The sequence below is a fragment of the Xanthomonas indica genome (assembly GCF_040529045.1).
Classification (GTDB): Bacteria; Pseudomonadota; Gammaproteobacteria; order Xanthomonadales; family Xanthomonadaceae; genus Xanthomonas_A; species Xanthomonas_A indica.
This window is the reverse complement of sequence record NZ_CP131914.1, coordinates 2,638,238-2,660,845: the sequence shown is the minus strand read 5'-3', so window position 1 is coordinate 2,660,845 and position 22,608 is coordinate 2,638,238. Positions and strand designations below refer to the sequence as shown.

Genomic DNA, 22,608 nt, shown 5'->3' with positions numbered 1-22,608 from the left:
AGAAGATGCTGGCACGCATTCTGCGTTCCAAAGGCATCCGCTTTCGACGCCTCGCCGATGATCCTCAGCGTTCTGCAACACCGCCTGCCCGCCTGGCCGCTGCAAGATCCGGTCACCGCCGGACGCACCACCGAGATCACGGCAGGCCAACAGGCGCAGATCCTGGTGCTGTGGGGTGGCGAAGTGCGCAACGAGCGGGCTTTGTTCGGCCGCCGCGATGCGCCGGACGCGCCCCTGATCACCAGCGAACGGCGCGACCGCACCTGGCCCGCTGCGCAGGCCGCGGTCTGGGAAACACAGCGCTGCCTGGTGCCGATCGCCGGCTTCAGCGTCGCAGGCGATGCCGCGCATGGCGCATGGATCTGCGACACGTCCGGTGCCCTGTTCGCGGCCGGCCTGCGCAGCAGCATGCAGACCCGGGATGGCTTCCATCTGTCGTGCTTTTCCCTGCTCACCGAGGCGCCGGCGACGCCGGACCTGCCGAACGAAGTGCCGTTGCTGATCGGCGCCGACGACGTGATCGAGTGGCTGTACCTGGACGGCGCCGAGGCCCTGCGGCGCCTGCAGCACGTGCCGGCGCAACGCTTCGTCTCCGTGGCGACGCTGTTGCGCGGTCCGCTGCCGAGCGAACGGCCGCACTGAGTGCCACCGCCGCGGCGCGGTTGCGATCCGCAAAACAACGCGAGTCAAACGCGGCATGCCGCACGCATTGCATGTGCATACGCACGGATTGCATGCGCACGAGGATGCGGCGGCGCTTGACGACATTGCTGAAGCACCCCGAATCTGCTTCAGCATGATGAGGACGCGTCTTAGCCTGTTTTCGCCTTGCGCTCACACACGCGGAGGACGATGGAATGACCTGATCCGCAGAGTGGAATCCGCATGACAAAACCCCTGCTGGCGATCGTGGAGGGCAATACCGCGTTGTCGGACCACGTGTCCACCTTCTCCCTGCGCCGCGGCCTTGCGTTGACCCGACTGCCCTCGATCGCGCACGCCCGGCATTGGCTGCAACAGCAACGCATCGACCTGCTGCTGCTCGATGGCGATGCCGAGCGCGTGGCGGCAATGGAACTGATCAACAGCATGGCCGGCCGCGCAGATGCGCGCATCGTGCTGCTGGCCACCGAGGCGCAGATGCCGAAGTGGCGCGGCCTGGCCGGCGGCAGCGTCGAATTGCTGCAGGCCTCCCTGGCGTGGCCGCAGATCGATGCCGAACTTGAGCAGGTCCTGCACCGGCTGCCACCACGGCGCGGCAAGGCCCGCTTCGGCCTGGTCGGCGAATGCGAGGCGATCGCGCGCGTGCAGTCCGACATCGCCCGCGTCGCGCCGCTGGACATCTCGGTGCTGATTGCCGGCGAAACCGGCACCGGCAAGGAGCTGCTGGCCAAGGCGATCCACGACGCCAGCGGCCGCAGCGGGCGCCTGGTCGCAGTGAACTGCGGCGCGATTCCGCCGGAGCTGCTCGCCAGCCAGTTGTTCGGTCACGAGCGCGGCAGCTTCACCGGCGCCAACCAGCGCCATGCCGGCTATTTCGAACAAGCGCAGGGCGGCACCCTGTTCCTGGACGAGATCGGCGAGATGGCGCCGGAACTGCAGGTGTACCTGCTGCGCTGCCTGGAAACCGGGGCGATCACCCGGGTCGGCAGCGATGCGGAGGTCAAGCTGGACGTGCGCATCGTCGCCGCCACCCACCGCGACCTGCTCGGCAGCGCCAGCACTCTGCGCCGCGACCTGTACTACCGGCTGTCGCACTACGTCATCGAACTGCCGCCGCTGCGCGAGCGCGGCGACGACGTGCACCTGATCGCCGATGCGCTGCTTGACACGCTGAACCGGCGTTATGGCACGCGCAAACAGTTCGACGCCTTCTCGCGCACGGTGCTGGCCCAGCATCGTTGGCCGGGCAATGTGCGCGAACTGTCCAGTGCGGTGGCACGCAGCTACTACCGCGCCGATGGCGATGCGGTGACGGTCGAGCCCCTACTGCAGGGCGAGGCGGCGCCGCCGGTGCGCGAGACGCATGGCCAGTACGCAACGACGGGCGACGAGGTGACCTTCCGCGTGGGCACGCCGCTGAAGCAGATCGAGCAGGAGATGTTGGCGCGCACCCTGCACGTCAACGGCGGCGACAAGTCCGCGGCCGCGCGCAGCCTGGGCATCAGCGTGCGCACCATCTACAACCTGATGTCGCGCAGCGATCGCGATTTCCGCTGATCGCCGGGGCACCGCGGCACGGTGGCCGCATCTCAATGTGTCAGCGCCTCGCGGCTGAAGCCGCTCCTACAGCAGGCTGCCCGACGTCAACTCGGCAGGCTCTACGGCAGGCCGCAGGCCGCGCGCAACTCGTCCTCGATCGGCGCCACCTGCCCCGGCGGCCGCGACTGCGGCCGGCACAGGTAGGTTTCCTCGGCGATGCGCGCGTCCACGGCAAATCCGGCACTGCGCAGCATGGCCTCCACGCCGGCGTGGTTCGGTGCCCACCAGTTGGTCGGGTCGTCGGCCAGGCGATGCTCGATGAAGGCCATCTTCGGCCAGCCCGGTTCGCACATCAGGCTGCGCTCGAGCATGCCGATGTCGCGCGGCGCCGGATACACCGCCTCGCCCGGCATGGTCATGGTCTGCAGCACCAGGGCGCGGCGGCACAGGCGCCGCACGATATCCAGCGCCAGCAGCGGATGCCGCAGGTGGTACAGCACGCCCATCAGCCACACCAGGTCGTACTGCTCGGCTTCGCGCGCCAGATCGTACAGCTGCATCTGCCGGAACCGCACGCGCCGCTCCAGACCGAACTGTTGCGCCGCCCAACGCGCCTGCCGCAGGTAGTGCGGATTCATGTCGATCGCCACCACCTCGGCGCCGCGCCTGGCCAGCTCGAAGCTGTAGAAGCCGGCGTTGCAGCCGATGTCCAGCACCCGCCAGCCCTGCAGATCGGCCGGGATATGTGCGGCCATCTGCCTCCACTTGCAGGCCGGGAAGTCGCCGTACGGATGCGCCGGCAAGGTCTGGCGGCCATCTGGCAGGTGCAGGTTGTGGAACCACGGCCCCAGCGCCTGGATCGGGTCGGCGGGATCGGCGGACGGAACGGCGGAGTGCATGGACGGACCCTCCCGGGAAACCTGGCGTCCCGCGGTTCAGCGGTTGACCAACTTGAAGAAGCGGCTCTGGCTGCCGTCGCTGGTCTTCTCCTGGTACAGGAAGGCCAGTTCCTCTTCTTCGAACTTGTCGAAGAAGTCGTCCCAGCTGATCTCCTCCAGCGCCGCATCGTCGCGGAACAGGATGCGCAGCACGCCGGCGTCCTCGTCGGCTTCGGTGCCGCGCACGCTGGCCGGGCGGCCGCCGCGGGCCTCGGCCCAGCGGCGGATTTCGTCGTGATCGGTGGTGGTCCTGGCGTCATGCGAGGGCATGGGGAGCGCTCCTGGCGGGGGTGAACGTGGTCGCCGCGTCGGCGACGCGGTCGAGGGCATCGTGCAGGGTCTGCGCGCGATGCGCGGCGGTGTGTTCGGCGAGCACGCGGCGGCGCCCTGCCTCGCCGATCGCCACGCGCTGCGCCTCGGGCAGCTCGCGGATCCAGCCCAGCACCTCGGACGTGCGCCGCGCGATCAGGATGTCCTTGCCGGGCGCGAACAGCGTCTCCAGCCCGTCCCATGCATCGGAAATGATCGGGGTGGCGCAGGCCGCCGCTTCGAACAGGCGCACGCTCGGCGACCAGCCCGCCAGCACCATGTCGGCGCGGGTCAGATTGAGGGTGAAGCGCTGTTGGTTGTAGAAGGCGCCGTGCTGCGCCGGCGGCAGGTGCTCGCAGCGCTGCACGTTGTCCGGCCAGACCAGATGCGGCGGATACAGGGGGCCGGCGACCACGAAACGGCCCTGCGGCCAGGCCATCGCCGGCTGCAGCAACAGCCGCTCCAGCGGCGGCTGCCGGTCGTCGCTGTAGGTGCCCATGTAGCCCAGGTCGTAGCGGTGCGCCTGCGGCTGCGGTCGGTATTGCTCCGGGTCGAACGCGCAGTACAGCGGCACGGCGCGCGGCGCGCCGTAGACGCGTTCCAACCGTTGCAGGGTCGGGCCGCCGGTGAAGGACAGATACAGGTCGTAGTGCGGAACCAGCGCCGGCGACAGGTAGGCGCAGTCGCCGCGCTGCAGCGCCGCCAGGGTCACCGGCGTGTCGATGTCGTAGAAGCCGACCACGCCGCGCGCGGTCTGCTGTACCCACGCGCCCACCGCGATGCCGTCGGGCACGTAGGAGCCCACGATCACCAAATCGGCCGCGGCGATCGCGGCGGCGTGCCGATCCTGCAGTTCCTCGAGGCTGGCATACAGCACCGGCGCGCACGGCAACTGCGCCGGCGGATCCTGGTGCTCGGCGTACCACGGCACGTCGCGCTCCAGGAACACCACGCGGTCGCCACGCGCCTGCAGCGCGGCGATCAGTCCCCGGTAGGTGGTGGCGTGGCCGTTGCCCCACGACGAGCGCAAGCTCAGGCCGAGGATGACGATGTCGCGCGCGGCCATCACGCCGCCTCCCGCTGGCGCGCATCCAGCAGGGCTTCCACCTCGCGCGCACGGTGCGTGTAGGTGTGATCGCGCAACAGGCGTTGCCGCGCCCGCGCGCCGATCGCCTGCGCCTGCGTGGCATCGATGCGTTGCAGGTAGCGCGCCACCTGTTCGCTGTCGTGCGCGACCAGCACCTCGCGCTGCGGTTCGAGGAACGCCTCGATGCCTTCCCAGGCATCGACGATCAGGCAGGCGCCGGCACCGGCCGCCTCGAACACCCGGGTCGGCGGCGACCAGCCGAAGCGCGCCATGCTGTCGCGGTTGACGTTGAGCACCATCCGCACGCTGCAGTTGAAGGCGTTGTGGTCGCGCGTGGACACGTGACCGAGCGTGCGCATGTTGTCCGGCAGCGCATCGTCCCAGCCGCTGCCGCCGAGCAGGAAGCGCGCCTGCGGCAGGCGCCGCGCCGGTTCCAGGAAGAACTGCCGCACCCGCGCCTCGCGGTCCGGTAGCCGATTGCCGAGAAAGCCCAGGTCGGCGGCGAACCCCGCCTGCGCCGGCGCCGGGTGGTGGCTCAGGGGGTCCAGTGCGTTGTAGATCGGCACGCACTCGGCTGCGCCCAGCGCACGATACGCCGCCACCACGCGCGGCCCGCCGCCGTAGGTCAGCACCAGGTCGTAGCGCGGGATCTGCGCGCGGAACGGATCGTCCGCATCGGCCTGCACCCGCTCCAGCGTCGCCGGCGCGTCCACGTCCCAGAACAGCACCTGGGTGCGCGGCGAGCGCAGGCCCAGCACCTCGCGCTCCAGGAACGCATCGAACACGCCGACGCCGCTGGCCTTGACCACCACGTCGGCGCCGCGTGCCTGCTCCAGTGCGCGCGCCGCATCGGCTTCGGCGGCCCCGGGATACACGGTGACCTGCGCCCAGTCCGGATCGTCGATGTCGCGGTGCTGCTGGCGCCCGAACGCATCGGGCTCGAAGAAGTGGATGCGGTGGCCGCGCTGCGCCAGCGCGTGCAGCAGGCCGCGGTAATAGGTGGCGGCGCCGTTCCAGTACGAGGACACCAGGCTGGAACCGAAGAAGGCGATCTGCAACGGGCTAGGCATGACTGAGGCTCCGGTGGTCGTGGTGCGCGGCGGGCGCGTCGAGTTCGGCGAGCACCGCCAGCAGTTCGTCGACGCGGTGCGCGCAGCTGTGGCGGGTGCGGATGGTGTGCAGGCCGTGCATGCGCAGCGCCGCGGCCAGCTCGGCGTCGTGCAGCACGTCGTGCAGGTGGCGCTGCATCTGCGCGCCGTCGCGCGCCACCAGGTAATCGCGCCCGGGCGTGAACAACTGCTCGACGTCGTCCCACGGCGCACAGACCAGCGGGATGCCGCAGGCCAGCGCCTCGAACACGCGGATCGTGGGGATGCCGGGCAGCGCGCGCACATACGGTCGCCGCGGCACGTGCACGGTGACGCGGAAATGCGCGAACGCCTGCGGCGCGCGATGGTTTGGCAGCCAGCCGGCATAGTCGATGCCGGCCTCGGCCAGCGCCTGCAAGGCCTGCGGCGGATAGCGCACGCCGTGGATGCGAGCGCGCAGGCGCAGCCGCCGTACCGGCTGGATCAGGAACGTGTCCAGTTCCTGCGCGCGCTCGTCGTCGCCCCAGTTGCCGATCCACAGCAGATCGCCCTGCGGCGCCTGCCCGAGCTGCGGCTGGAACACGCGCAGATCCGCCGCCTCGTGCCAGGTCCACACGCGCCGGCTCCAGCCGTGGCGCAGATACTGCTGGCGCACCGCTTCGCCGAAGGCGAGCACGCCGTCGTAGTCGGACAGATCGAACCGCGCCATCTCGTCGGGGGCGCTGACCGAACGGTGGTGGGTGTCGTGGAACAACACGCGGCATCCGGGCGGCGCCTCGCGGCCGATCCGCGCGATCAACGCCGGCGCGTTCCATTCGTGCACCAGCACCACGTCTGCGCCGTCCAGCACCTGCGCCAGATCCAGCGTGGCCAGGTCGTAGCGCGTGCTGCGCAGGTGCGGAAAGGCATCGGCGAAGGCCTGCAACGGCGCCTCGCCCTCCTCCGCCTGCAGTTGCGCACGGCTCCAGCTGTCGTGTGGCTCGTACACCGCCAGCGCATGCCCGCGCGCCTGCAGTTCGGCGACGATGCCACGCAGGAAATGCGCGTTGCCGTGGTTCCAGTCCGACACCAGCGAGTGATAGAACAGCACGAATTTCATGCACCGACTCCGATCGAGGACAGCAGGGGGACCGGCGCGCCGGCGCGTCCGGCCGCGCGGGGCGCGCCGCGATGCGCGACCAGCGCCCGGTAACGCTGGCGATAGGCCGCGGCCATGGCGGTGGCGGTATAGCGCTGCGCCTGCGCAACCGCGCGCCGGGCCATGCGCTGCCGCAGCAGCGGATCGCCGATCAGGCGCTGCAACTGCGCCGTCAGCGCCCGTGCGTCGTCCGGCGCGACATACAACGCCGCATCGCCCCAGACCTCGCGCAGGCTGGGGATGTCGCCCAGCACCAGGGCGCAGCCGGCCTGCGCCGCTTCCAGCGCCGACAGCCCGAACGGCTCGTAGCGCGCCGGCAGCGCATACACGCTGGCGCGGGCCATCCAGCGACGCAGACGCGACGGCGGCAGCTGGCCCAACCGCAACGCCGGCGCGATCGCCGCGGTGCCGCCGTCCGGGTGCGCCGCTTGCCCGGCGATGCGCAGCGCCCAGGGCAGCTGCGGCGCCACCGCGGCCAGCGTGCGCAGATTCTTCGCCTCGTCCCACAGCCGTCCTGCCGCCAGCACCAGGGGCCGCTTGGCGCTGGCTGGCACCGGCCGCGACAGCGGCGCGGTGCCATTGGCAATCACGCTGCACGGCACGTCCAGCGGGTACTGCGCGCGCAATGCGGCCAGCATCGCCTGGGTCGGCGCGACCACGTGATCGGCCGCCGCCAGACCCGCGGCGACCGTGGCGCGGTAGTGATCCCACTCGGGCGGCAGCGCCTCGCCGCGCACCGCCTGCCACCAGGAGCCGACGCAGGAATGCGCGGTCATCAGCACCGGCGCAGGCCACGCCAGGGCGCCGTGCGCATAGTCGTTCAGATGCACCACATCCGGGCGCACCTGCGCCGCCAGCGCCTGCAGCCAGCGCCCGGCCGAGGACACATCGGCCCAGGGATCGTCCATCCACAGCAGCCGGTAGCCGCTGGCATGCAGGCGCAGCCCCTGGATCGCCGCGGCCTCGCGCCACTGCGCCGGCGTCGGGGTCGCGCCCATCGTCGCCAGTTCCACCCGGTCGCCCTGCGCGGTCAGCACCCGGCACAGGCTCAGCGCGTACTGCCACACGCCGCCGACGGTGTCGGCGGTCATCAGGATCCGCAGCGGGCGCTCAGCGTCCATAGAGCGCATCCACAGTGCGGGCGACTTCGAGCAGGTGCAGCGCCGCCGGGTCGAAACCCGGGTCGGTGCCCAGGCGCTCGGCCCAGTCCAGCAACGCGCGCCCGCCCCAGGCGTCCGGTGGCGAGGCCAGGCGCTCGCAGCGCGTGCCGTCGAAGCGGTCCACGGTGAAGTCGAAGAACGAGCCGTCGACATTGCGCAGCGCCGCGCCGCCACCGGTGCCGTACACATGCGCCTGGATCACCGCATCGCAGCCGGCCGGCAGGCGCCAGGAACAGGCCATGCGCACGCTGGCGCCGTTGTCCATGCGCCACTGCGCGCAGGCGTAGTCCTCCACCTGCTGCACCGGCCGGGTCAGCGGCCGGCCTTGCGCGTACAGCGCCGCCTGTAAGTCGTGATGGCCGCCGCTGCCGGTCAGCCACATCGCCAGATCCAGCAGATGGATGCCCAGGTCCATCACGCAGCCGCCGCCGGAACGGGCGATGTCGTAGAACCAGTCCTTGTCCGGGCCGTAGGCGTTGTGGAACAGCAGGTCGATCGCGAACACCTCGCCCAGTGCGCCCTGCGCGATCTGCTCGCGCAGCGTCGCCATGCCCTTGGCGAAGCGGTAGCTGAAATCCACCGCGAGCAGGCGGTCGTGGCGTTGCGCCAGCGCCAGCACCTGCTCGGCTTCGGCGGCGGTGCGGGTCAGCGGTTTCTGGCAGAACACCGCCAGGCCGCGCTGCAGGGCCGCGGCGGCCTGCGCGGCGTGCGCGCCACTGGGCGTGGCGATGACCACGCCGTCCAGGTCCTCGCGCGCCAGCAGCGCCTCCAGGTCGGGCAGCAGGTCGGCGGCCGGTGCGTCCTGGCATGCGTCGTGCAGCGCCGTCGCGCTGGCATCGGCGATCGCCACCACCTGGCCCAGTCCGCTGTCGGCCAGGGCGCGCATGCGTGCACGGCCGATCCAGCCGACGCCGAGGAACCCCAGCCGCGGCGCGCGCCAACGCGGTTGCGCCCACGCGTTCATGCCAGCACCACGCCTTTGAGGAAGCCCTCGGGGCGCGCCTCCATGTCCGCGAACGCCTGCGGCAGCCGATCCAGCGCATAGCGGTGGGTCAACAGCGGAAACGGATTCAGGCGCCCGTCGGCGACCGCGTCCACCGCCTCCTGCAGGCCACGGAGCGCCACCCGCGGATCGCGCTCGTGCGCGTTGACCACGTCCAGGCCACGCCAGTTCCACTGCTGCATGTCGACCTGGCGCGGGCCGTCCTGGTGGTAGCCGGCGATGACCAGGCGCCCGCCTTCACCGCACAGCGCGCTGGCGATGTCGAGGGTGACCTGCTCGCCTGCGGCCTCGATCACCCGCAGGCAGCCGCTGCCGCCGGTGAGTTCGTGCACCGCGCCGATCGCCGCGTACCGGTCCTCGGTGGCCAGCGTGGCGCTGGCGCCGCACTGGCGCGCGATCTGCAGCGCGTACTCACGCCGCGACAGCGCGATCACCTGCGCGCCGAGCCCGGTGGCCAACTGGATCAGCAACGCACCGATGAAGCCGACGCCGACCACCGCGACGGTATGGCCGGGCTGGATGTCGCTGCGGCGCAGGATGTTCATCGCGCAGGCCAGCGGCTCGCCGGGCAGATCGCGGCCGGACAGCGACGGCGGCAAGCGCACCAGCGCGTCGGGTTCGGCCAGGTCGTACTCGGCATAGGCGCGGCCGGACAGCAGCACGACGCGGTCGCCCGGCGCCCAGTCGCGGACTTCGGCGCCGACCGCGTCGACCTCGCCCCAGCCTTCGTGGCCGGGCGCACCGGGTTCGAACGGATAGGCGAACCAGGGCCGGCCGGCCCACACCGGCAGATTGGACGCACACACGCCGCAGCCATGCAGGCGCACCCGCACCTGCTGCGGCGCGGGTTCGGGGCGTGGCTGGCGCTGGGCGACGATGCGGCCCGGGCCTTCGAAGACGGCGGCATGCATGCTGTTCATGCGGCGTGGATCCTCCGTTGCGGTGGGGAAACAGGTGCGGCGCGCTCTGCCTGCGTGTGCAGCCAGCGGTGCAGCCGGGTGATGCCGGCATCGGCGCCGACGCGAGGCGACCAGCCGGTGGTCGCGGCGAAGGCGCGGGTGTCGGAGACGTAGTAGCGCTGGTCGCCGACCCGCGGCGCGGCGTGCGCCAGTTCCAGGCGATGGCCGACCAGGACCTCGATCCGCCGCAGCACCTCGCGCAGGCTGGCGGCATTGGCCGGCCCGCCGCCCATGTTGAACGCCCGCCCGGACAGCCGCGGCATCTGCGCCTGGCACTGCAGGAACGCCTCCACCAGGTCGTCGACGAACAGCAGGTCGCGGACCTGGCGGCCATCGCCGTACACGGTGATCGGCTGCTGCTGCAACGCGCGGATCAGGAAGTGCGCGACCCAGCCCTGGTCCTCGTTGCCGCACTGGTGCGGGCCATAGATGCAGCTCATCCGCAGCACCACCGCCTGCAGGCCGAAGCTGCGCGCGTAATCCAGCACGTACTGGTCGGCGCCGCCCTTGGAGCAGCCGTAGGGGCTGTGGAAATCCAGCGCGCGGCGCTCGTCGATGCCGCGCGCGCGCAGCAGCGGATCGCTGGGTTGGTAGCGCTGCGCGTCGGCCTCCAGCGGCACGTCGTCGAGCGCGCCATACACCTTGTTGGTGGAAGTGAACAGCAGCGGCGGCGGCCGCCGCGCGCAACGGATCGCATCGAGCACGTTGAAGGTGCCGCGCAGGTTGACCTCGAAGTCGTGCGACGGATCCTCCAGGCTGGAGGTCACCGCCACCTGCGCGGCCAGGTGGAACACTTGCGCCGCCTGCGCCACCGCATCGCCGAGCAGGTGCCGGTCGCGCACGTCGCCCACCTCCACGTGCAGGCGTTCGGCAGGATAGTGGCGACGCAGCCATTGCAGGTTGTGCTCCACGCCGGGCCGCGACAGGTTGTCGTAGACGATGACGCGGCGCCCGCTGTCGAGCAGGCGCGCGGCCAGGTTGGTGCCGATGAAACCGGCGCCACCGGTGATCAGCACCGCATCGGCGCGCGGACGCGACAGCGCACGCACCGGCGCACGGCCAGCTGCGCTGGGCGCTGCGGCGAGCGGCTCCTGGGCGACCTCCGGGCGCGGCGCGCGCGACAGGTTGGCGCCGTGCTCGTGGTGCAGCGACGCCAATGCCTCGATACCGTCGTAGCCCTGCTCGGCCCACAGCCGGTACAGCAGCTTGGCGCGGCCGCGCTCGTCGCGCAGGCCGAAGTGATAGTGGCGCTCGTCCTCGTGGAAACCGTCCTGGTGGCTGATGCTGCCGTGCAGGTCGCGCGCGGCGTACCAGTACAGCCGCTCCACCGGCGCATCCAGCGTCTCGCGCAGCTGCCGCACCTGCTCGATCTCGTCGTGGCGCCAGGTCGAGTAGCCGGTCTCGCTGAGCCAGACCTGCGGCTGCAACCCGTGCGCGGCCAGCACCGCGCGCACCTCGCCGAGCACGTCCGCCCAGGGCCGGCGACGGAAATCCCAGGTGCCGGGGAACCCATGCACGCCGATCGCATCGATATGCGCCAGCGCACCGCGCCGCGCCATCAGCCCGAGCCAGTTGGGATCGGTCGGGCACATGCCGCCCAGCAGGGTCTTCTTGCCCAACTGGTGCGCCCAGTGCGCGGCCTGGCCGATCATCTCGGCGAAGCGCTGCCAGTCGTGGTCCAGGTGCCAGTCCCAGTCGTTGAGGTTGTTCGGCTCGTTCCACAGCTCGATCCACTCGAAGCCGTCGCCGAAGCGCCCCACCACCTGGTCGATGAAATCGGCGAAAGCCTTGCTGTCGCGCGGCGGCGACGCGGTGCGCGGCTCCAGCCCCAGCGATGGCGGGGTGTAGCAGAAGCACGGCAACACCTCGCAGTGCGCGCTGAGCAGCGGCATCAGCCAGGCATACCAGCGCTCGCCCTCGGCGGTGTGCCAGTCGGCCCAGGAGAACTGGGTGCGCAGCCGGCGCACGCCGAGCTCGCGCATGTCGCGCAACAGCGCATGCACGGCGTCCTCGTCGCCGATCCGCAACCATTCGATCAGGCCGATCTCGGCCAGCCGTTCGCGTGCCTGCGCGCTCATCCCTGCAACCCCCGCCGCGCCAGCTCGGCATTGGCCGCTTCGATGCCATCGGCGGCGGTCTGCTCGCGCAGCCACGTCACCAACTCGCCCAGCCCCTGCTGCAACTCCACCTGCGGCGCATAGCCGATGCGGTCGCGGGCCAGGGAGATGTCGGCGAAGCAGTGGCGGATGTCGCCCACCCGGTAGTTGCCGGACACCTGCGGCGGCAAATCGTCGATACCCATGGCCGCGGCGATGCGCTGCGCCACCTCGTTGATGCTGATCGCCTGGCCGCTGCCGATGTTCAACGCCAGGCCCGCGGCGGATTCGCTTTCGTAGGCCAGGCGGCAGGCACGGGCGACATCGCTGACATGCACGAAATCGCGGCGTTGCGCGCCGTCCTCGAAGATCACCGGCGGTTTGCGGTTGAGCAGCCGCGCCGCGAAGATCGCCAGCACCCCGGTGTACGGATTGGACAGTGCCTGGCGCGTGCCGTAGATGTTGAAGAAGCGCAATGCCGTGGTCGGGATCGCATAGGCCTGGCCGACGATCAGGCACAGGCGCTCCTGGTCCAGCTTGGACAGCGCGTACACCGACGAAGGTTCGGCCGGCTTGCCCTCGTCGGTCGGCACCGGCTGCAGCGGGCGTCCGTCCACGCTCGGCTCCCACTGCGCGCGGCGCAGTTGCGCCAGCGGCCGTTCGCGCACCGGCACGCGCGTGCCGTCGGCATCGACGTAGGCACCTTCGCCGTAGACGCTCATGCTCGACGCCACCACCAGCCGCTGCACCGGTCGCTCCACCAAGGCTTCCAGCAGCACCGCGGTGCCGAGATTGTTGGTGTGGGTGTAGTGGGCGATCTGGTACATGCTCTGGCCCACGCCGACCGCGGCGGCGAGATGGAACACGCCGTCCACGTCCTGCAGCGCCTCGCGCACCGTGGCCGGATCGCAGACATCGCCGACGATCAGTTCCACCTGCGCGGACAGGTAATCGGGCCGCGTGGCATTGGCGCCGTGCACCTGCGCGCACAGGTTGTCGAGCACCCGCACCCGGTAGCCCTGCGCCAGCAACTCGTCGGCCAGGTGGGAGCCGACGAAGCCGGCGCCGCCGGTGATCAGCACGCGCTTGCCGGCGTGCGGGCGGCCCGTGCCGCCCCTGAGTTCATGCACAGTCACGTTGCACCTCCAGTTCCGGGATGTCGTGCAGATGCGCCTGAAACCAGGCGATGGTGCGGCGCAGGCCGTCGTCCAAGGCCACCTGCGGCTCCCAGCCGAGTTCGCGCCGGGCCAGGCCGATGTCCGGGCAGCGCCGGGTCGGGTCGTCCTTGGGCATCGGCCGGCGCACGATGCGCGAGGACGAGCCGGTCAGGGCCAGGATCCGCTGCGCCAGCTCGGCCACGGTGATCTCGTGCGGATTGCCGAGGTTGACCGGGCCGGTGAAGCCACGCGGGCTGCGCATCAGTTGCACGATGCCCTCGACCAGATCGGAGACGTAGCAGAACGAACGGGTCTGGCTGCCGTCGCCGTACAGGGTCAGCGGCTGCTCGCGCAGCGCCTGCACGATCAGGTTGGACACCACCCGACCGTCGTCGTTGCGCATGCGCGGGCCGTAGGTATTGAAGATGCGGCCGACCTTGATGTCGGTGGCGTACAGCCGGTGGTAATCGAAGAACGCCGCTTCGGCGCAGCGCTTGCCCTCGTCGTAACAGGCGCGCGGCCCGATCGGGCTGACCGCACCGCGGTAGTCCTCGCGTTGCGGATGCACCTCCGGCTCGCCGTAGACCTCGCTGGTGGAGGCCTGGAAGATGGTCGCGCCGTTGCTGCGCGCCACCTCCAACAGGTTGATCGCGCCTTCCAGGCAGGTCTGCAAGGTATGCAGCGGACGCGCCTGGTAATGCACCGGCGAAGCGCAGCAGGCCAGGTTGAACACCCAGTCGACCTTGGCCTGGTACGGCTGCACCACGTCGTGGGCCACGAAACGGAAGCGCGGCTGTCCCAGCAGATGCGCGAGATTGTCCAGCGAGCCGGTCAGCAGGTTGTCCAGCACGGTGACGTCGTAGCCGTCCTCGAGCAGGCGCTCGCACAGATGCGCACCGACGAAGCCGGCACCGCCGGCGACCAGCGCGCGCGGTGGCGCTTGGGTGGTAGGGGAAGCAATTGCGCCATCCATCATCGACTCCTCGCAGAGGCCGGGCGTCATCGCCTGGCGTGGGAGAGGTCAGCGCAAATGGCGTGCCAAGTGCGCGCGGTACGGGCCGCGCACCTGCCGATGTGGCGTCCTGTCAGGGTTTGGGGGCGAATCGCGTCTGCCGCGGCGCACGCGCCTTGGCTGCACTCGTATGGAGGGCGTGCACGCCGCTGTCAGCGGCCCGTGAAACGACGACGCCGCGTTGCAGCGACCGAGGAAAAATTTGCCAATGCGGCGACGCCGCGCCAGACAACTCGCAGACACGCGAGCCAACGGCGCGACCGTCGGTGCCGACATCGCGCCGCATCATCGACGCGTCAGCGCACGCTGCGCATGCGCCGCGGGTGCACGAGCACCGCGCGGCACGCCGTCGGTCATCGTCGGGAACGCGATCGCGTGCGCGGATCGCAGGCCTCGGCGTTGCGGCGCCCGAACGCCGGGCACAAAAAAAGAGGCTTGCGCCTCTTGGTTTGATCGGCCCTGCCGCGACGGCAGCACCGAGACTCTGGAGCGGGAAACGAGACTCGAACTCGCGACCTCAACCTTGGCAAGGTTGCGCTCTACCAACTGAGCTATTCCCGCTTGAGGCCGCGAATTCTACCGGGACCACGCAGGCTGTCAACCATTGCCTTCGATTTTTTTCGCGTTCTTTTCCGCCATCGCCGCGCGCTCGTCGTCGCGCAGGCTCGGCCAGGCCGCATGCAGGTACTGGATGCCCGACCACAGCGTCAGGATCGCCGCGATCGCCAGGGTCCAGTCGCCAACGTGGAAGATGAACAGGCCCATCCACACGCTCTCCGGCGGCGAGCCGTCGGGCATCACCGAGTACAGCAGGCACAGCAGCGCCACCATCTGCGCGGTGGTCTTGATCTTGCCGATCATCGCCACGCGCACCTTGGCGCGCTGGCCGATCTCGGCCATCCATTCGCGCAGCGCCGACACCGCGATCTCGCGGCCGACGATCACCGCCGCCCAGAACGCCATCCACGGCGTCGGATGGCCCTGCACGATCAGGAACAGCGCCACCGCCACCATCAGCTTGTCGGCCACCGGATCCAGGAACGCGCCGAACGCGGAGTACTGGTGGTAGCGCCGCGCCACCCAGCCGTCCAGCCAGTCGGTGAACGCGGCCAGGCCGAAGATCGCCGCCGAGGCGAAGTTGGTCCAGGTGTACGGCAGATAGAACACCAGCACCAGCACGGGGATCATCACGATCCGCAGCAGCGTGAGCCAGGTGGGGATGGTCAACTTCATTGCGCTGCTCTACTCGCCTGCCGGATCGGGTACCGGCAGCCCGTGCAGGTTAGCGTAGATTCGTGCGGCCAGTGCGTCATTGATGCCCTCCACCCGCGCGATCTCGGCCTCGCCGGCGGCCTTGAGCCCGGCCAGTCCACCGAAATGCTTGAGCAGGCTGGCGCGGCGCCGCGGGCCGATGCCGGGGATGTCCTCCAGCTTGCTGGTCATGCGCGCCTTCTGGCGGCGCCCGCGGTGGCCGGTGATGGCGAAACGGTGCGCCTCGTCGCGCACCTGCTGGATGAACTGCAGCGCCGGCGACGCCGCGCCCGGCCGCAGTTCGCGCCCGTCCGGCATCACCAGGGTCTCGTGGCCGGCGCGGCGCTCGGCGCCCTTGGCCACGCCGATCAGCAGCACACCGTCCACGCCCAGGTCGGCGAGCGCGCCCGTGGCCTGCGCCAGCTGGCCGGCACCACCGTCGATCAGCAGCACGTCCGGCAGCACCACGTCGCCCTTGCCCTCGCCTTCGGCGGCGCGACGGAAGCGGCGCTCGATCGCCTGGCGCATCGCCGCGTAGTCGTCGCCCGGCTCGATGCCGCTGATGTTGTAGCGCCGGTACTGGCTGCGCACCGGGCCGCTGGCATCGAACACCACGCACGAGGCCACCGTGGCCTCGCCCATGGTGTGGCTGATGTCGAAGCATTCCACCCGCTTGACCGGCTCGGCCAGGCCGAGCATCTCGCGCAGCGCCTCGCTGCGCGCGTGCTGGGCGTTGCGGCTGGTCAGTTCGGTGACCAGGGTCGCCTGGGCGTTGCGGCTGGCCAGTTCCAGGTAGCCGGCGCGCTCGCCGCGCACGTTCCACTTCAACTGCACCTTGCGCTCGGCGGCCGAACTCAGCGCCGCCTCGATCAGCTCGGCATCGGGGATCTCGCGGTCCAGCAGCACCTCGCGCGGCGGCGCGTGCTCGACGTAGTACTGCGAGACGAACGCGCCCAGCACTTCGGCGGCGCTGTCCTCGCCGTTGGTCTTGGGGAAGAACGCGCGGGTACCGAGGTTGCGGCCGTCGCGGAACGCCAGCAGCAGCACGCAGGCGTTGGCGCCCTGGGTGGCGCAGGCCAGCACGTCCAGGTCGGCGGCGCGGCCGTCCACGTACTGCCGGCTCTGCATGCTGCGCAGCGAGCCGAGCAGGTCGCGCAGGCGCGCGGCGCGCTCGAACTCCAGGCGTTCGCTGGCGGCCTGCATGGCCTGCACCAGTTCCTCGCCGAGCTGGTCGCTGCGCCCTTCCAGGAACAGCGTGGAGCGGCGCACCGCCTCGGCGTACTCGTCGGCCGCCACCAGCGCCACGCACGGCGCGCTGCAGCGGCCGATCTGGTACTGCAGGCACGGCCGCGAGCGGTTGCGGAACACGCTGTCCTCGCAACTGCGCAGCTTGAACAGTTTGTGCATCAGGTTCAGCGTCTCGCGCACCGCGGTGACGCCGGGATACGGGCCGAAATAGCGCCCCGGCACCGCGCGCGGGCCGCGATGCAGGGTGATCCGCGGCCACTCCTCGCGGGTCAGCAGCACGTACGGATAGCTCTTGTCGTCGCGCAACGACACGTTGTAGCGCGGCGACAGCGACTTGATCAGCTGGTTTTCCAGCAGCAGCGCCTCGCCCTCGCTGCGGGTGACGGTGACGTCCATGCGCGCCACCTGCGCCAGCATGGCCATGGTCCGCGCGTTCTTCGGCGAACCGCTGAAGTAGCTGGAGACGCGCTTGCGCAGCGCGCCGGCCTTGCCGACGTAGAGCAAGGTGTCGTCCGCGGCGTACATGCGGTAGACGCCGGGCGCGGTACTGAGGTTGGCGGCAAAGGCCTTGCCGTCGAACGGCGGCGCTGCAGGAGTACTCATTCGCCGATCGCGACGTCGCGCAGTTCGCCGCTGGCGATGTCGTAGCGCAGCACCGCATGCGCGTCGGTCTCGGCGATCCACACCGTGCCGGCGCCCACCGCCAGCCCGCCCGGGCCGTGCAGGCGCCGCGGCAAGGCCGCGGTGGACAGTTCGCCGCCGCCCAGGCGCAGGCTGCGCAGGCTGCCGTTGCCGCTGTCGGCGATCCACAGCAGCGGCGCGTCCGGGCTCAGCGCGATCGCCTGCGGGAACTGCAGGCGGGCGCGGCTGCGCGGCCCGTCCTCGTCGCCGAAATCCCACGGCCCCTGGCCGCCGAGCAGGGTCTGCACCAGGTCGCCGCGCAACTGCATCGAGCGCACCGCCGAGCCCAGCGCATCGCACACGTACAGCACCTGCTGCACCGCGGCCAGGCTGCACGGCTGCGCGAACGCGGCCAGGTGGCCGCTGCCGTCGCGCAACTCCAGCGCGCCCGCGCCGGCCCGCCAGCGCAGGCTGCGGCTGCCCAGGTCATAGCTCCAGATACGGTTGTCGCCGGCCATCGCCAGGTGCACCTGGTTGTCGGCGATCACCACGTCCTGCGGATGGTTCAACGGCGCCAGCAGCGGTTGTTCCACCGGCCCTTCCACCGGCTCGCCGGCGCGGCCGTTGCCGCACAGGGTGTCGACCTGGCCGGTGAGCAGGTTGATCCGGCGCAGCGCATGGTTGCCGGTGTCGGCCACGTACAGCACCCCGCGCTCCAGGGCCAGCCCGCGCGGGCGGTGGAACGCCGCCTCGCCGATCGCGCCGTCGATGAAGTCGGCGGTGCCGATGCCAAACTGGCGCAGCACGCGGCCGCTGGTGCTGCACTCGAGGATGCGGTGGTGGCCGCTGTCGGCGACGTACAGGCGGTCCTCGGCCAGCGCCAGGCCGGTCGGGAAGCGCAGCGGCAGGCGCGGCTCCGGCTGGGACTCGCGGGCGTCGCGCAGGTCCTCGTCCAGCGGCAAGGGCTGTCCGGCGCACAGCGCGTGCAGCGCCTTGTCCAGTTCCGCGCCGCCGATCCCGACCAGACGCTCGCGCTCCACCCCGCCGGCATCGATCAGGACCAGGGTCGGCCAGGCCTGGACGCCGAAGCGCTGCCAGGCGGCCCAGTCGGCATCGAGCAGGATCGGCGCGGACACGCCCTGGCTGCGCAGCAGCTTCAGCGCCCGCTGCGGCTCGCGCTCGCTGTCGAAGCGCGGTACCTGCACCACGATCACCTGCAGCCGCCCGGGATTGCGCGCCTGCCACTGGCCGAGTTCGGCCAGGCGCTGCGCGCACCACACCGACGCGGCGTTGACGAAGGCCAGCACCAGCGCCCGGCCCTGCAGGTCGCGCAGCCGGATCGGCGCCGCGTTGAGCCAGGCGCCGGACGCGGGAAGTTCCAAGGCGGCGATGGAATTCATCGGCCGATTATGCCGGAGCCGAGGTCCACGGACAGTCGTGCCACGCTGCCGGCGGCGGCTTCGTCTACCAGTTGCCAGACCTGCTCGAACTGGGCGCTGCCGCCGGTGTACGGATCGGGGATCTCGCGATGGCTGCGCACCCCGGCCCACGGCAGCCACAGCGCCACGCGGTCGTGCGCCGATGCCGGAGCACGCTGGAGCACGTCGCGCAGGTTGGCCGCATCGGCGCACAGGATCCAGTCGAACTCGGCAAAGTCGCGGTCGTGCAGCTGGCGCGCGCGCAGCCCGGCGATGTCCACGTCGTGGGCGGCGGCGCAGGCCACCGCGCGCCGGTCCGGCGGTTCGCCCCGGTGCCAGTCGCCGGTGCCCGCCGAGTCGACCTGGACCAGCCCGGCCAGCGGCGAGCGCTGCAGGTGATGGCGCAGCGCGCCCTCGGCCATCGGCGACCGGCAGATGTTGCCCAGGCACACCAGCAGCAGCTTCATGCCTGGCCCTGCAGGTGGGCCTCGGCGCGCGCCAGGTCCTCGGGCGTGTCCACGCCGGGCGGGAACGGCGCCGGCGACAGCGCCACCGCGATGCGGAAGCCGGCTTCCAGCACCCGCAACTGTTCCAGCGACTCGATCCGCTCCAACTGCCCCGGCGGCATCGCCGCGAACCGGCGCAGGAAGCCCGCGCGGTAGGCGTAGATGCCGATATGCCGCAGCCACGGGCCCGGCAGCGGCAGCTGCGCCTGCGAGGCGGCGAAGGCGTCGCGGTGCCAGGGGATCGGCGCGCGGCTGAAGTACAGCGCATCGCCAGCGGCACTGCGCACCAGCTTGACCACGTTGGGATCGAACAGATGCTCGGCCGCGTCCACCGGCGTACCCAGGGTCGCCATCTCGGCGCCGCTGTCGGCCAGGGTCCGGGCCACCGCGACGATGCCGGCGACCGGCGCGAACGGCTCGTCGCCCTGCAGGTTGACCACCAGGGTCGCGTCGTCCCAGCCGGCGATGTCGGCGCATTCGGCCAGGCGATCGGTGCCGGACGCGTGGTCGGTGGAGGTATGGGCCACGTGCACGCCGTCCAGGTCGGCCACCGCGGCGGCGATGCGCGCATCGTCGGCGGCCACCCACACCTGCCAAGCGCCGGCGGCGAGCGCACGCCGTGCCACGTGGCGGATCAGCGGCTCGCCGCCGAGCGCGCGCAAGGGCTTGCCCGGCAGCCGCGACGCGGCATAGCGGGCCGGGATGGCGACGACGAAGGACGGGACGGCGGCGTTCATGCCGCCACCGCGCCGGCGGCGGGAAGGTCGATGGCGGCGGCAGGCAGGTGCGGGAGCGGGAGCGGGGCGAATCCGGCCATGAATTGATCTTTCTCCGTCAATTATTGAGAATAGTTCGCATTCGCCATTTGACGACCGAACTGCCCCGGCACATGTGCCGCTACGACAGCCTCTGGCGCGACGGCGTTGCCTCCCGCCCATTCTATAGACCCCACCGATGAACCTCCCTGCCCCCTCCCTCCGATCCGCTGCGCAGCTCCCTTCCGCCATCACGCGCCGCGCACTGTGCCTGGCCATCGCCGCACTGCTTCTGCCAGCCGCGGCCAGCGCCGCCGAGGCCGGCGTTGGCGCGGCCGACGCCCTGGCGACCGGCGACCGGCAACCCACCGAGTTGGAGAAACTGGATGTGGTCGCGCAGCGCAAGGACGGCTATACCGCGCCGTCCAGCGCCACCGGCACCGGCTTGGTGCTCAGTCCGCTGGAGACGCCGCAGTCGGTGAGCAGCATCGGCCGCGAGCAGATGGACGACTTCGGCCTGCGCAACGCCAACGACGTGCTGGCGCTGGCCACCGGCATCAACGTCGAGAAGATCGAGACCGATCGCACCTACTACAGTGCGCGCGGTTTCGACGTCGTCAACTTCCAGGTCGACGGCCTCGGTCTGCCGTTCACCAACGGCGGCGCCGAGGGTGACCTGGACACTGCGATGTACGAGCGGGTGGAGGTCTTGCGCGGTGCCAACGGCTTGCTGTCCTCGACCGGCAATCCGTCGGCCACGATCAACTTCGTGCGCAAGCGACCCACCGAGGACCTGCAAGGCAGCGCTGGGGTGACGGTGGGCAGCTGGGACACGCGGCGGCTGGACGCCGACCTGTCCGGCCCGCTCAACGCCAGCGGCAGCGTGCGCGGCCGCGTAGTCGCCGCCGGCCAGGACGGCGACAGCTACCTGGACCGCTATGCGCTGAAGAAGCACAGCCTCTATGGCATCGTCGAGACCGATCTCGGCGATCGCACCCGCCTGAGCGTCGGCGCAAGCTATCAAAAAAACGACGCCACCGGCGGCATGTGGGGCGCACTGCCGCTGTACTACAGCGATGGCAGCGCCACGGATTTCGTTCGGTCCACCAGCACCTCGGCCGACTGGTCGTACTGGACCACCGAAGACAAGCGCGGGTTCCTGGAACTGCGGCAGGACCTGGGCGCGGACTGGCAGCTCACGCTGGCGCTGAACTACCGCAAGCTCGACAACGATGCCCAGCTGTTCTACGTCTACGGCACCCCCGACCGCGCGACCGGCCTGGGCCTGTTCTCCTATCCCTCGCAGTACGGCAGCACCGAAACGCAGAAGTACGCCGACGTGTACGCGAGCGGCCCGTTCGCGCTCGGCGGGCGCGAGCACGAGTTGGTGGTGGGCGTGAAGTGGGGCCGCGTGGAGGCCGACCAGGTGTCCTGGTACGGCAACGACATCGGCACGCCACTGCCGCCTCTGCAGGACTGGACCGGCGCCTATCCCAAGCCGCGGTTCGATGCCTTCTCCGACGGCGCGCAGTTCGACATCACCCGGCGCACCGCCTACGCCACTGCGCGCTGGAACCTCGGCGAGACGCTGAAGCTGATCACCGGCGTCAACCACACCCGGATCGAGAGCCGCGGCCAGAACTACGGCGTGCAGCACGCCTACGACGACAGCAAGACCACGCCGTTCGTCGGTGCGGTCTATAACTTCGCTCCGAACTACGCGCTGTACGCCAGCTATGCGGAGATCTTCAACCCGCAGACCGAACTGGACCGCACGCTGCGGGTGCTCGACCCCATCACCGGCAGCAACGCCGAACTCGGCATCAAGGGCCAGTGGTTGCAGCAGCGCGTCAATGCCTCCTTCGCCCTGTTCCGTGCCAAGCAGGACAACACCGCCGAAGCCGATGTCTTCGTCGGCACCCTGCAGACCTACCGGCCGATCGACGCCACCTCCACCGGCTACGAGTTCGACGTCGCCGGCCGGATCGGCGCGCACTGGCAACTCAACGCCGGCTATACCCAACTGGGCATCAAGGGCGACGACGGGCGCAACGTGCGCACCTACGTGCCGCGCCGCACGTTCAAGCTGGCGACCACCTACACCGTGCCGCAATGGGACGCCTTGCAGTTGGGCGCGACCCTGACCTGGCAAGACGCCATCGTCCGCGACCAGGAGGCCGTGGACACCGCCGGCAATCCCATCTACACCCGCCAAGGCAGCTATGCGCTGCTGGGGCTGATGGCGCAGTACGCCATCACGCCGCGGCTCAGCGCGACGCTCAACGTCTACAACGTCACCGACCGCAAATACATCAACAGCCTGTACTGGGCGCAGGGCTACTACGGCGCGCCACGCAACACGGCGCTGTCGCTGACCTACCGGTTCTAGCGCAGGCCGCTGGCGGAACGCGTCGCGCCGGGCCCCTGCCGCGACGCGGGGTGCCGTCGCTGGTAATTGCGAAACGTGCGACGGCCGCTAGCGGAAGCGCGGTACGCGCGGACATCCGAACGCGCCGTCGGCACGGCGCGACAGGTGGAGCGCGGCGCGCCGCGAGGACGCCTATCATCACGGCGAAAAGTGTCTCGTAGGAGCGGCTTCAGCCACGACGGGCGTTCCCGGGAACGCCCCATCGCGACTGAAGCCGCTCCTACGGGGCATG

Annotated in this window: 19 protein-coding genes and 1 tRNA gene; 3 read left to right on the top strand and 17 right to left on the bottom strand. The window is 70.7% G+C overall.

What is annotated here, in order from left to right:
• Window positions 1-57 precede the first annotated feature (57 nt).
• Window positions 58-642, top strand: a complete 585-nt coding sequence (locus tag Q7W82_RS11510) for a hypothetical protein (RefSeq protein ID WP_242159869.1) — start codon at window positions 58-60, stop codon at window positions 640-642.
• Between the two features lie 243 nt (window positions 643-885).
• Entirely contained in the window at window positions 886-2,220 is a 1,335-nt protein-coding gene (locus Q7W82_RS11505) for a sigma-54 dependent transcriptional regulator (protein ID WP_242159868.1), read from the top strand.
• A 101-nt stretch (window positions 2,221-2,321) separates the two neighbouring features.
• Here Q7W82_RS11505 and Q7W82_RS11500 read toward each other — a convergent pair whose 3' ends face one another.
• The 17 genes from Q7W82_RS11500 to kdsB all read right to left on the bottom strand — a co-directional run bounded on the left by Q7W82_RS11500 (window position 2,322) and on the right by kdsB (window position 19,930).
• Entirely contained in the window at window positions 2,322-3,101 is a 780-nt protein-coding gene (locus tag Q7W82_RS11500; protein WP_242159867.1) for a TIGR04290 family methyltransferase, read from the bottom strand.
• A gap of 36 nt (window positions 3,102-3,137) precedes the next feature.
• Window positions 3,138-3,410, bottom strand: coding sequence for a hypothetical protein (locus tag Q7W82_RS11495; RefSeq protein ID WP_160947392.1), 273 nt, complete (start codon window positions 3,408-3,410; stop codon window positions 3,138-3,140).
• Window positions 3,397-4,515, bottom strand: coding sequence for a glycosyltransferase (locus tag Q7W82_RS11490; RefSeq protein WP_242159866.1), 1,119 nt, complete (start codon window positions 4,513-4,515; stop codon window positions 3,397-3,399). The genes Q7W82_RS11495 and Q7W82_RS11490 overlap by 14 nt, the downstream gene beginning before the upstream one ends.
• Window positions 4,515-5,606, bottom strand: coding sequence for a glycosyltransferase (locus Q7W82_RS11485; RefSeq protein ID WP_242159865.1), 1,092 nt, complete (start codon window positions 5,604-5,606; stop codon window positions 4,515-4,517). Before Q7W82_RS11485 ends, Q7W82_RS11490 begins: the two co-directional genes overlap by 1 nt.
• Window positions 5,599-6,723: a glycosyltransferase gene (locus tag Q7W82_RS11480; RefSeq protein ID WP_242159864.1), complete on the bottom strand. Its 1,125-nt coding sequence runs from the start codon at window positions 6,721-6,723 to the stop codon at window positions 5,599-5,601. Before Q7W82_RS11480 ends, Q7W82_RS11485 begins: the two co-directional genes overlap by 8 nt.
• Window positions 6,720-7,883 (bottom strand): glycosyltransferase family 4 protein, encoded by a 1,164-nt coding sequence (locus tag Q7W82_RS11475; protein WP_242159863.1) that lies wholly within the window; start codon window positions 7,881-7,883, stop codon window positions 6,720-6,722. Before Q7W82_RS11475 ends, Q7W82_RS11480 begins: the two co-directional genes overlap by 4 nt.
• A complete protein-coding gene (locus Q7W82_RS11470; RefSeq protein ID WP_242159862.1) occupies window positions 7,873-8,886 on the bottom strand; it encodes a Gfo/Idh/MocA family oxidoreductase in 1,014 nt (337 codons plus the stop codon). The genes Q7W82_RS11475 and Q7W82_RS11470 overlap by 11 nt, the downstream gene beginning before the upstream one ends.
• Entirely contained in the window at window positions 8,883-9,845 is a 963-nt protein-coding gene (locus Q7W82_RS11465) for a zinc-binding dehydrogenase (RefSeq protein ID WP_242159861.1), read from the bottom strand. Before Q7W82_RS11465 ends, Q7W82_RS11470 begins: the two co-directional genes overlap by 4 nt.
• Complete coding sequence (locus tag Q7W82_RS11460; protein ID WP_242159860.1) at window positions 9,842-11,962, bottom strand: NAD-dependent epimerase/dehydratase family protein; 2,121 nt, start codon at window positions 11,960-11,962, stop codon at window positions 9,842-9,844. Before Q7W82_RS11460 ends, Q7W82_RS11465 begins: the two co-directional genes overlap by 4 nt.
• Window positions 11,959-13,116 carry an NAD-dependent epimerase/dehydratase family protein gene (locus Q7W82_RS11455; RefSeq protein WP_242159859.1) on the bottom strand — a complete coding sequence of 386 codons (1,158 nt, stop codon included), beginning with the start codon at window positions 13,114-13,116 and terminating at the stop codon, window positions 11,959-11,961. The genes Q7W82_RS11460 and Q7W82_RS11455 overlap by 4 nt, the downstream gene beginning before the upstream one ends.
• Entirely contained in the window at window positions 13,103-14,110 is a 1,008-nt protein-coding gene (locus Q7W82_RS11450; protein WP_242159858.1) for a UDP-glucuronic acid decarboxylase family protein, read from the bottom strand. The genes Q7W82_RS11455 and Q7W82_RS11450 overlap by 14 nt, the downstream gene beginning before the upstream one ends.
• A 524-nt stretch (window positions 14,111-14,634) precedes the next feature.
• Window positions 14,635-14,710, bottom strand: a tRNA-Gly gene (locus Q7W82_RS11445).
• 36 nt (window positions 14,711-14,746) lie between these two features.
• Window positions 14,747-15,382 (bottom strand): CDP-diacylglycerol--glycerol-3-phosphate 3-phosphatidyltransferase, encoded by a 636-nt coding sequence (gene pgsA / locus Q7W82_RS11440; protein ID WP_160947384.1) that lies wholly within the window; start codon window positions 15,380-15,382, stop codon window positions 14,747-14,749.
• Window positions 15,383-15,391: 9 nt separating this feature from the next.
• Complete coding sequence (gene uvrC, locus Q7W82_RS11435) at window positions 15,392-17,251, bottom strand: excinuclease ABC subunit UvrC (protein ID WP_160947383.1); 1,860 nt, start codon at window positions 17,249-17,251, stop codon at window positions 15,392-15,394.
• A complete protein-coding gene (locus tag Q7W82_RS11430) occupies window positions 17,248-18,669 on the bottom strand; it encodes a hypothetical protein (RefSeq protein ID WP_242159857.1) in 1,422 nt (473 codons plus the stop codon). Before Q7W82_RS11430 ends, uvrC begins: the two co-directional genes overlap by 4 nt.
• Window positions 18,666-19,154, bottom strand: a complete 489-nt coding sequence (locus Q7W82_RS11425) for a low molecular weight protein-tyrosine-phosphatase (RefSeq protein ID WP_242159856.1) — start codon at window positions 19,152-19,154, stop codon at window positions 18,666-18,668. The genes Q7W82_RS11430 and Q7W82_RS11425 overlap by 4 nt, the downstream gene beginning before the upstream one ends.
• On the bottom strand, window positions 19,151-19,930 hold the full coding sequence (kdsB, locus tag Q7W82_RS11420; protein WP_242159855.1) for a 3-deoxy-manno-octulosonate cytidylyltransferase: 780 nt from the start codon (window positions 19,928-19,930) through the stop codon (window positions 19,151-19,153). Before kdsB ends, Q7W82_RS11425 begins: the two co-directional genes overlap by 4 nt.
• A gap of 217 nt (window positions 19,931-20,147) precedes the next feature.
• On the opposite strand from kdsB, the gene Q7W82_RS11415 reads away from it, so the two are divergent.
• Window positions 20,148-22,337: a TonB-dependent siderophore receptor gene (locus Q7W82_RS11415; protein ID WP_242159854.1), complete on the top strand. Its 2,190-nt coding sequence runs from the start codon at window positions 20,148-20,150 to the stop codon at window positions 22,335-22,337.
• Window positions 22,338-22,608 lie beyond the last annotated feature (271 nt).

Excerpts from the sequence above, each read along its gene's own strand:
- Q7W82_RS11510 (WP_242159869.1), top strand. The coding sequence starts at position 58 with ATGATCCTCAGCGTTCTGCAACACCGCCTGCCCGCCTGGCCGCTGCAA.
- Q7W82_RS11505 (WP_242159868.1), top strand. The coding sequence starts at position 886 with ATGACAAAACCCCTGCTGGCGATCGTGGAGGGCAATACCGCGTTGTCG.
- Q7W82_RS11500 (WP_242159867.1), bottom strand. The coding sequence starts at position 3,101 with ATGCACTCCGCCGTTCCGTCCGCCGATCCCGCCGACCCGATCCAGGCG.
- Q7W82_RS11495 (WP_160947392.1), bottom strand. The coding sequence starts at position 3,410 with ATGCCCTCGCATGACGCCAGGACCACCACCGATCACGACGAAATCCGC.
- Q7W82_RS11490 (WP_242159866.1), bottom strand. The coding sequence starts at position 4,515 with ATGGCCGCGCGCGACATCGTCATCCTCGGCCTGAGCTTGCGCTCGTCG.
- Q7W82_RS11485 (WP_242159865.1), bottom strand. The coding sequence starts at position 5,606 with ATGCCTAGCCCGTTGCAGATCGCCTTCTTCGGTTCCAGCCTGGTGTCC.
- Q7W82_RS11480 (WP_242159864.1), bottom strand. The coding sequence starts at position 6,723 with ATGAAATTCGTGCTGTTCTATCACTCGCTGGTGTCGGACTGGAACCAC.
- Q7W82_RS11475 (WP_242159863.1), bottom strand. The coding sequence starts at position 7,883 with ATGGACGCTGAGCGCCCGCTGCGGATCCTGATGACCGCCGACACCGTC.
- Q7W82_RS11470 (WP_242159862.1), bottom strand. The coding sequence starts at position 8,886 with ATGAACGCGTGGGCGCAACCGCGTTGGCGCGCGCCGCGGCTGGGGTTC.
- Q7W82_RS11465 (WP_242159861.1), bottom strand. The coding sequence starts at position 9,845 with ATGAACAGCATGCATGCCGCCGTCTTCGAAGGCCCGGGCCGCATCGTC.
- Q7W82_RS11460 (WP_242159860.1), bottom strand. The coding sequence starts at position 11,962 with ATGAGCGCGCAGGCACGCGAACGGCTGGCCGAGATCGGCCTGATCGAA.
- Q7W82_RS11450 (WP_242159858.1), bottom strand. The coding sequence starts at position 14,110 with ATGGATGGCGCAATTGCTTCCCCTACCACCCAAGCGCCACCGCGCGCG.
- pgsA (WP_160947384.1), bottom strand. The coding sequence starts at position 15,382 with ATGAAGTTGACCATCCCCACCTGGCTCACGCTGCTGCGGATCGTGATG.
- uvrC (WP_160947383.1), bottom strand. The coding sequence starts at position 17,251 with ATGAGTACTCCTGCAGCGCCGCCGTTCGACGGCAAGGCCTTTGCCGCC.
- Q7W82_RS11430 (WP_242159857.1), bottom strand. The coding sequence starts at position 18,669 with ATGAATTCCATCGCCGCCTTGGAACTTCCCGCGTCCGGCGCCTGGCTC.
- Q7W82_RS11425 (WP_242159856.1), bottom strand. The coding sequence starts at position 19,154 with ATGAAGCTGCTGCTGGTGTGCCTGGGCAACATCTGCCGGTCGCCGATG.
- kdsB (WP_242159855.1), bottom strand. The coding sequence starts at position 19,930 with ATGAACGCCGCCGTCCCGTCCTTCGTCGTCGCCATCCCGGCCCGCTAT.
- Q7W82_RS11415 (WP_242159854.1), top strand. The coding sequence starts at position 20,148 with ATGAACCTCCCTGCCCCCTCCCTCCGATCCGCTGCGCAGCTCCCTTCC.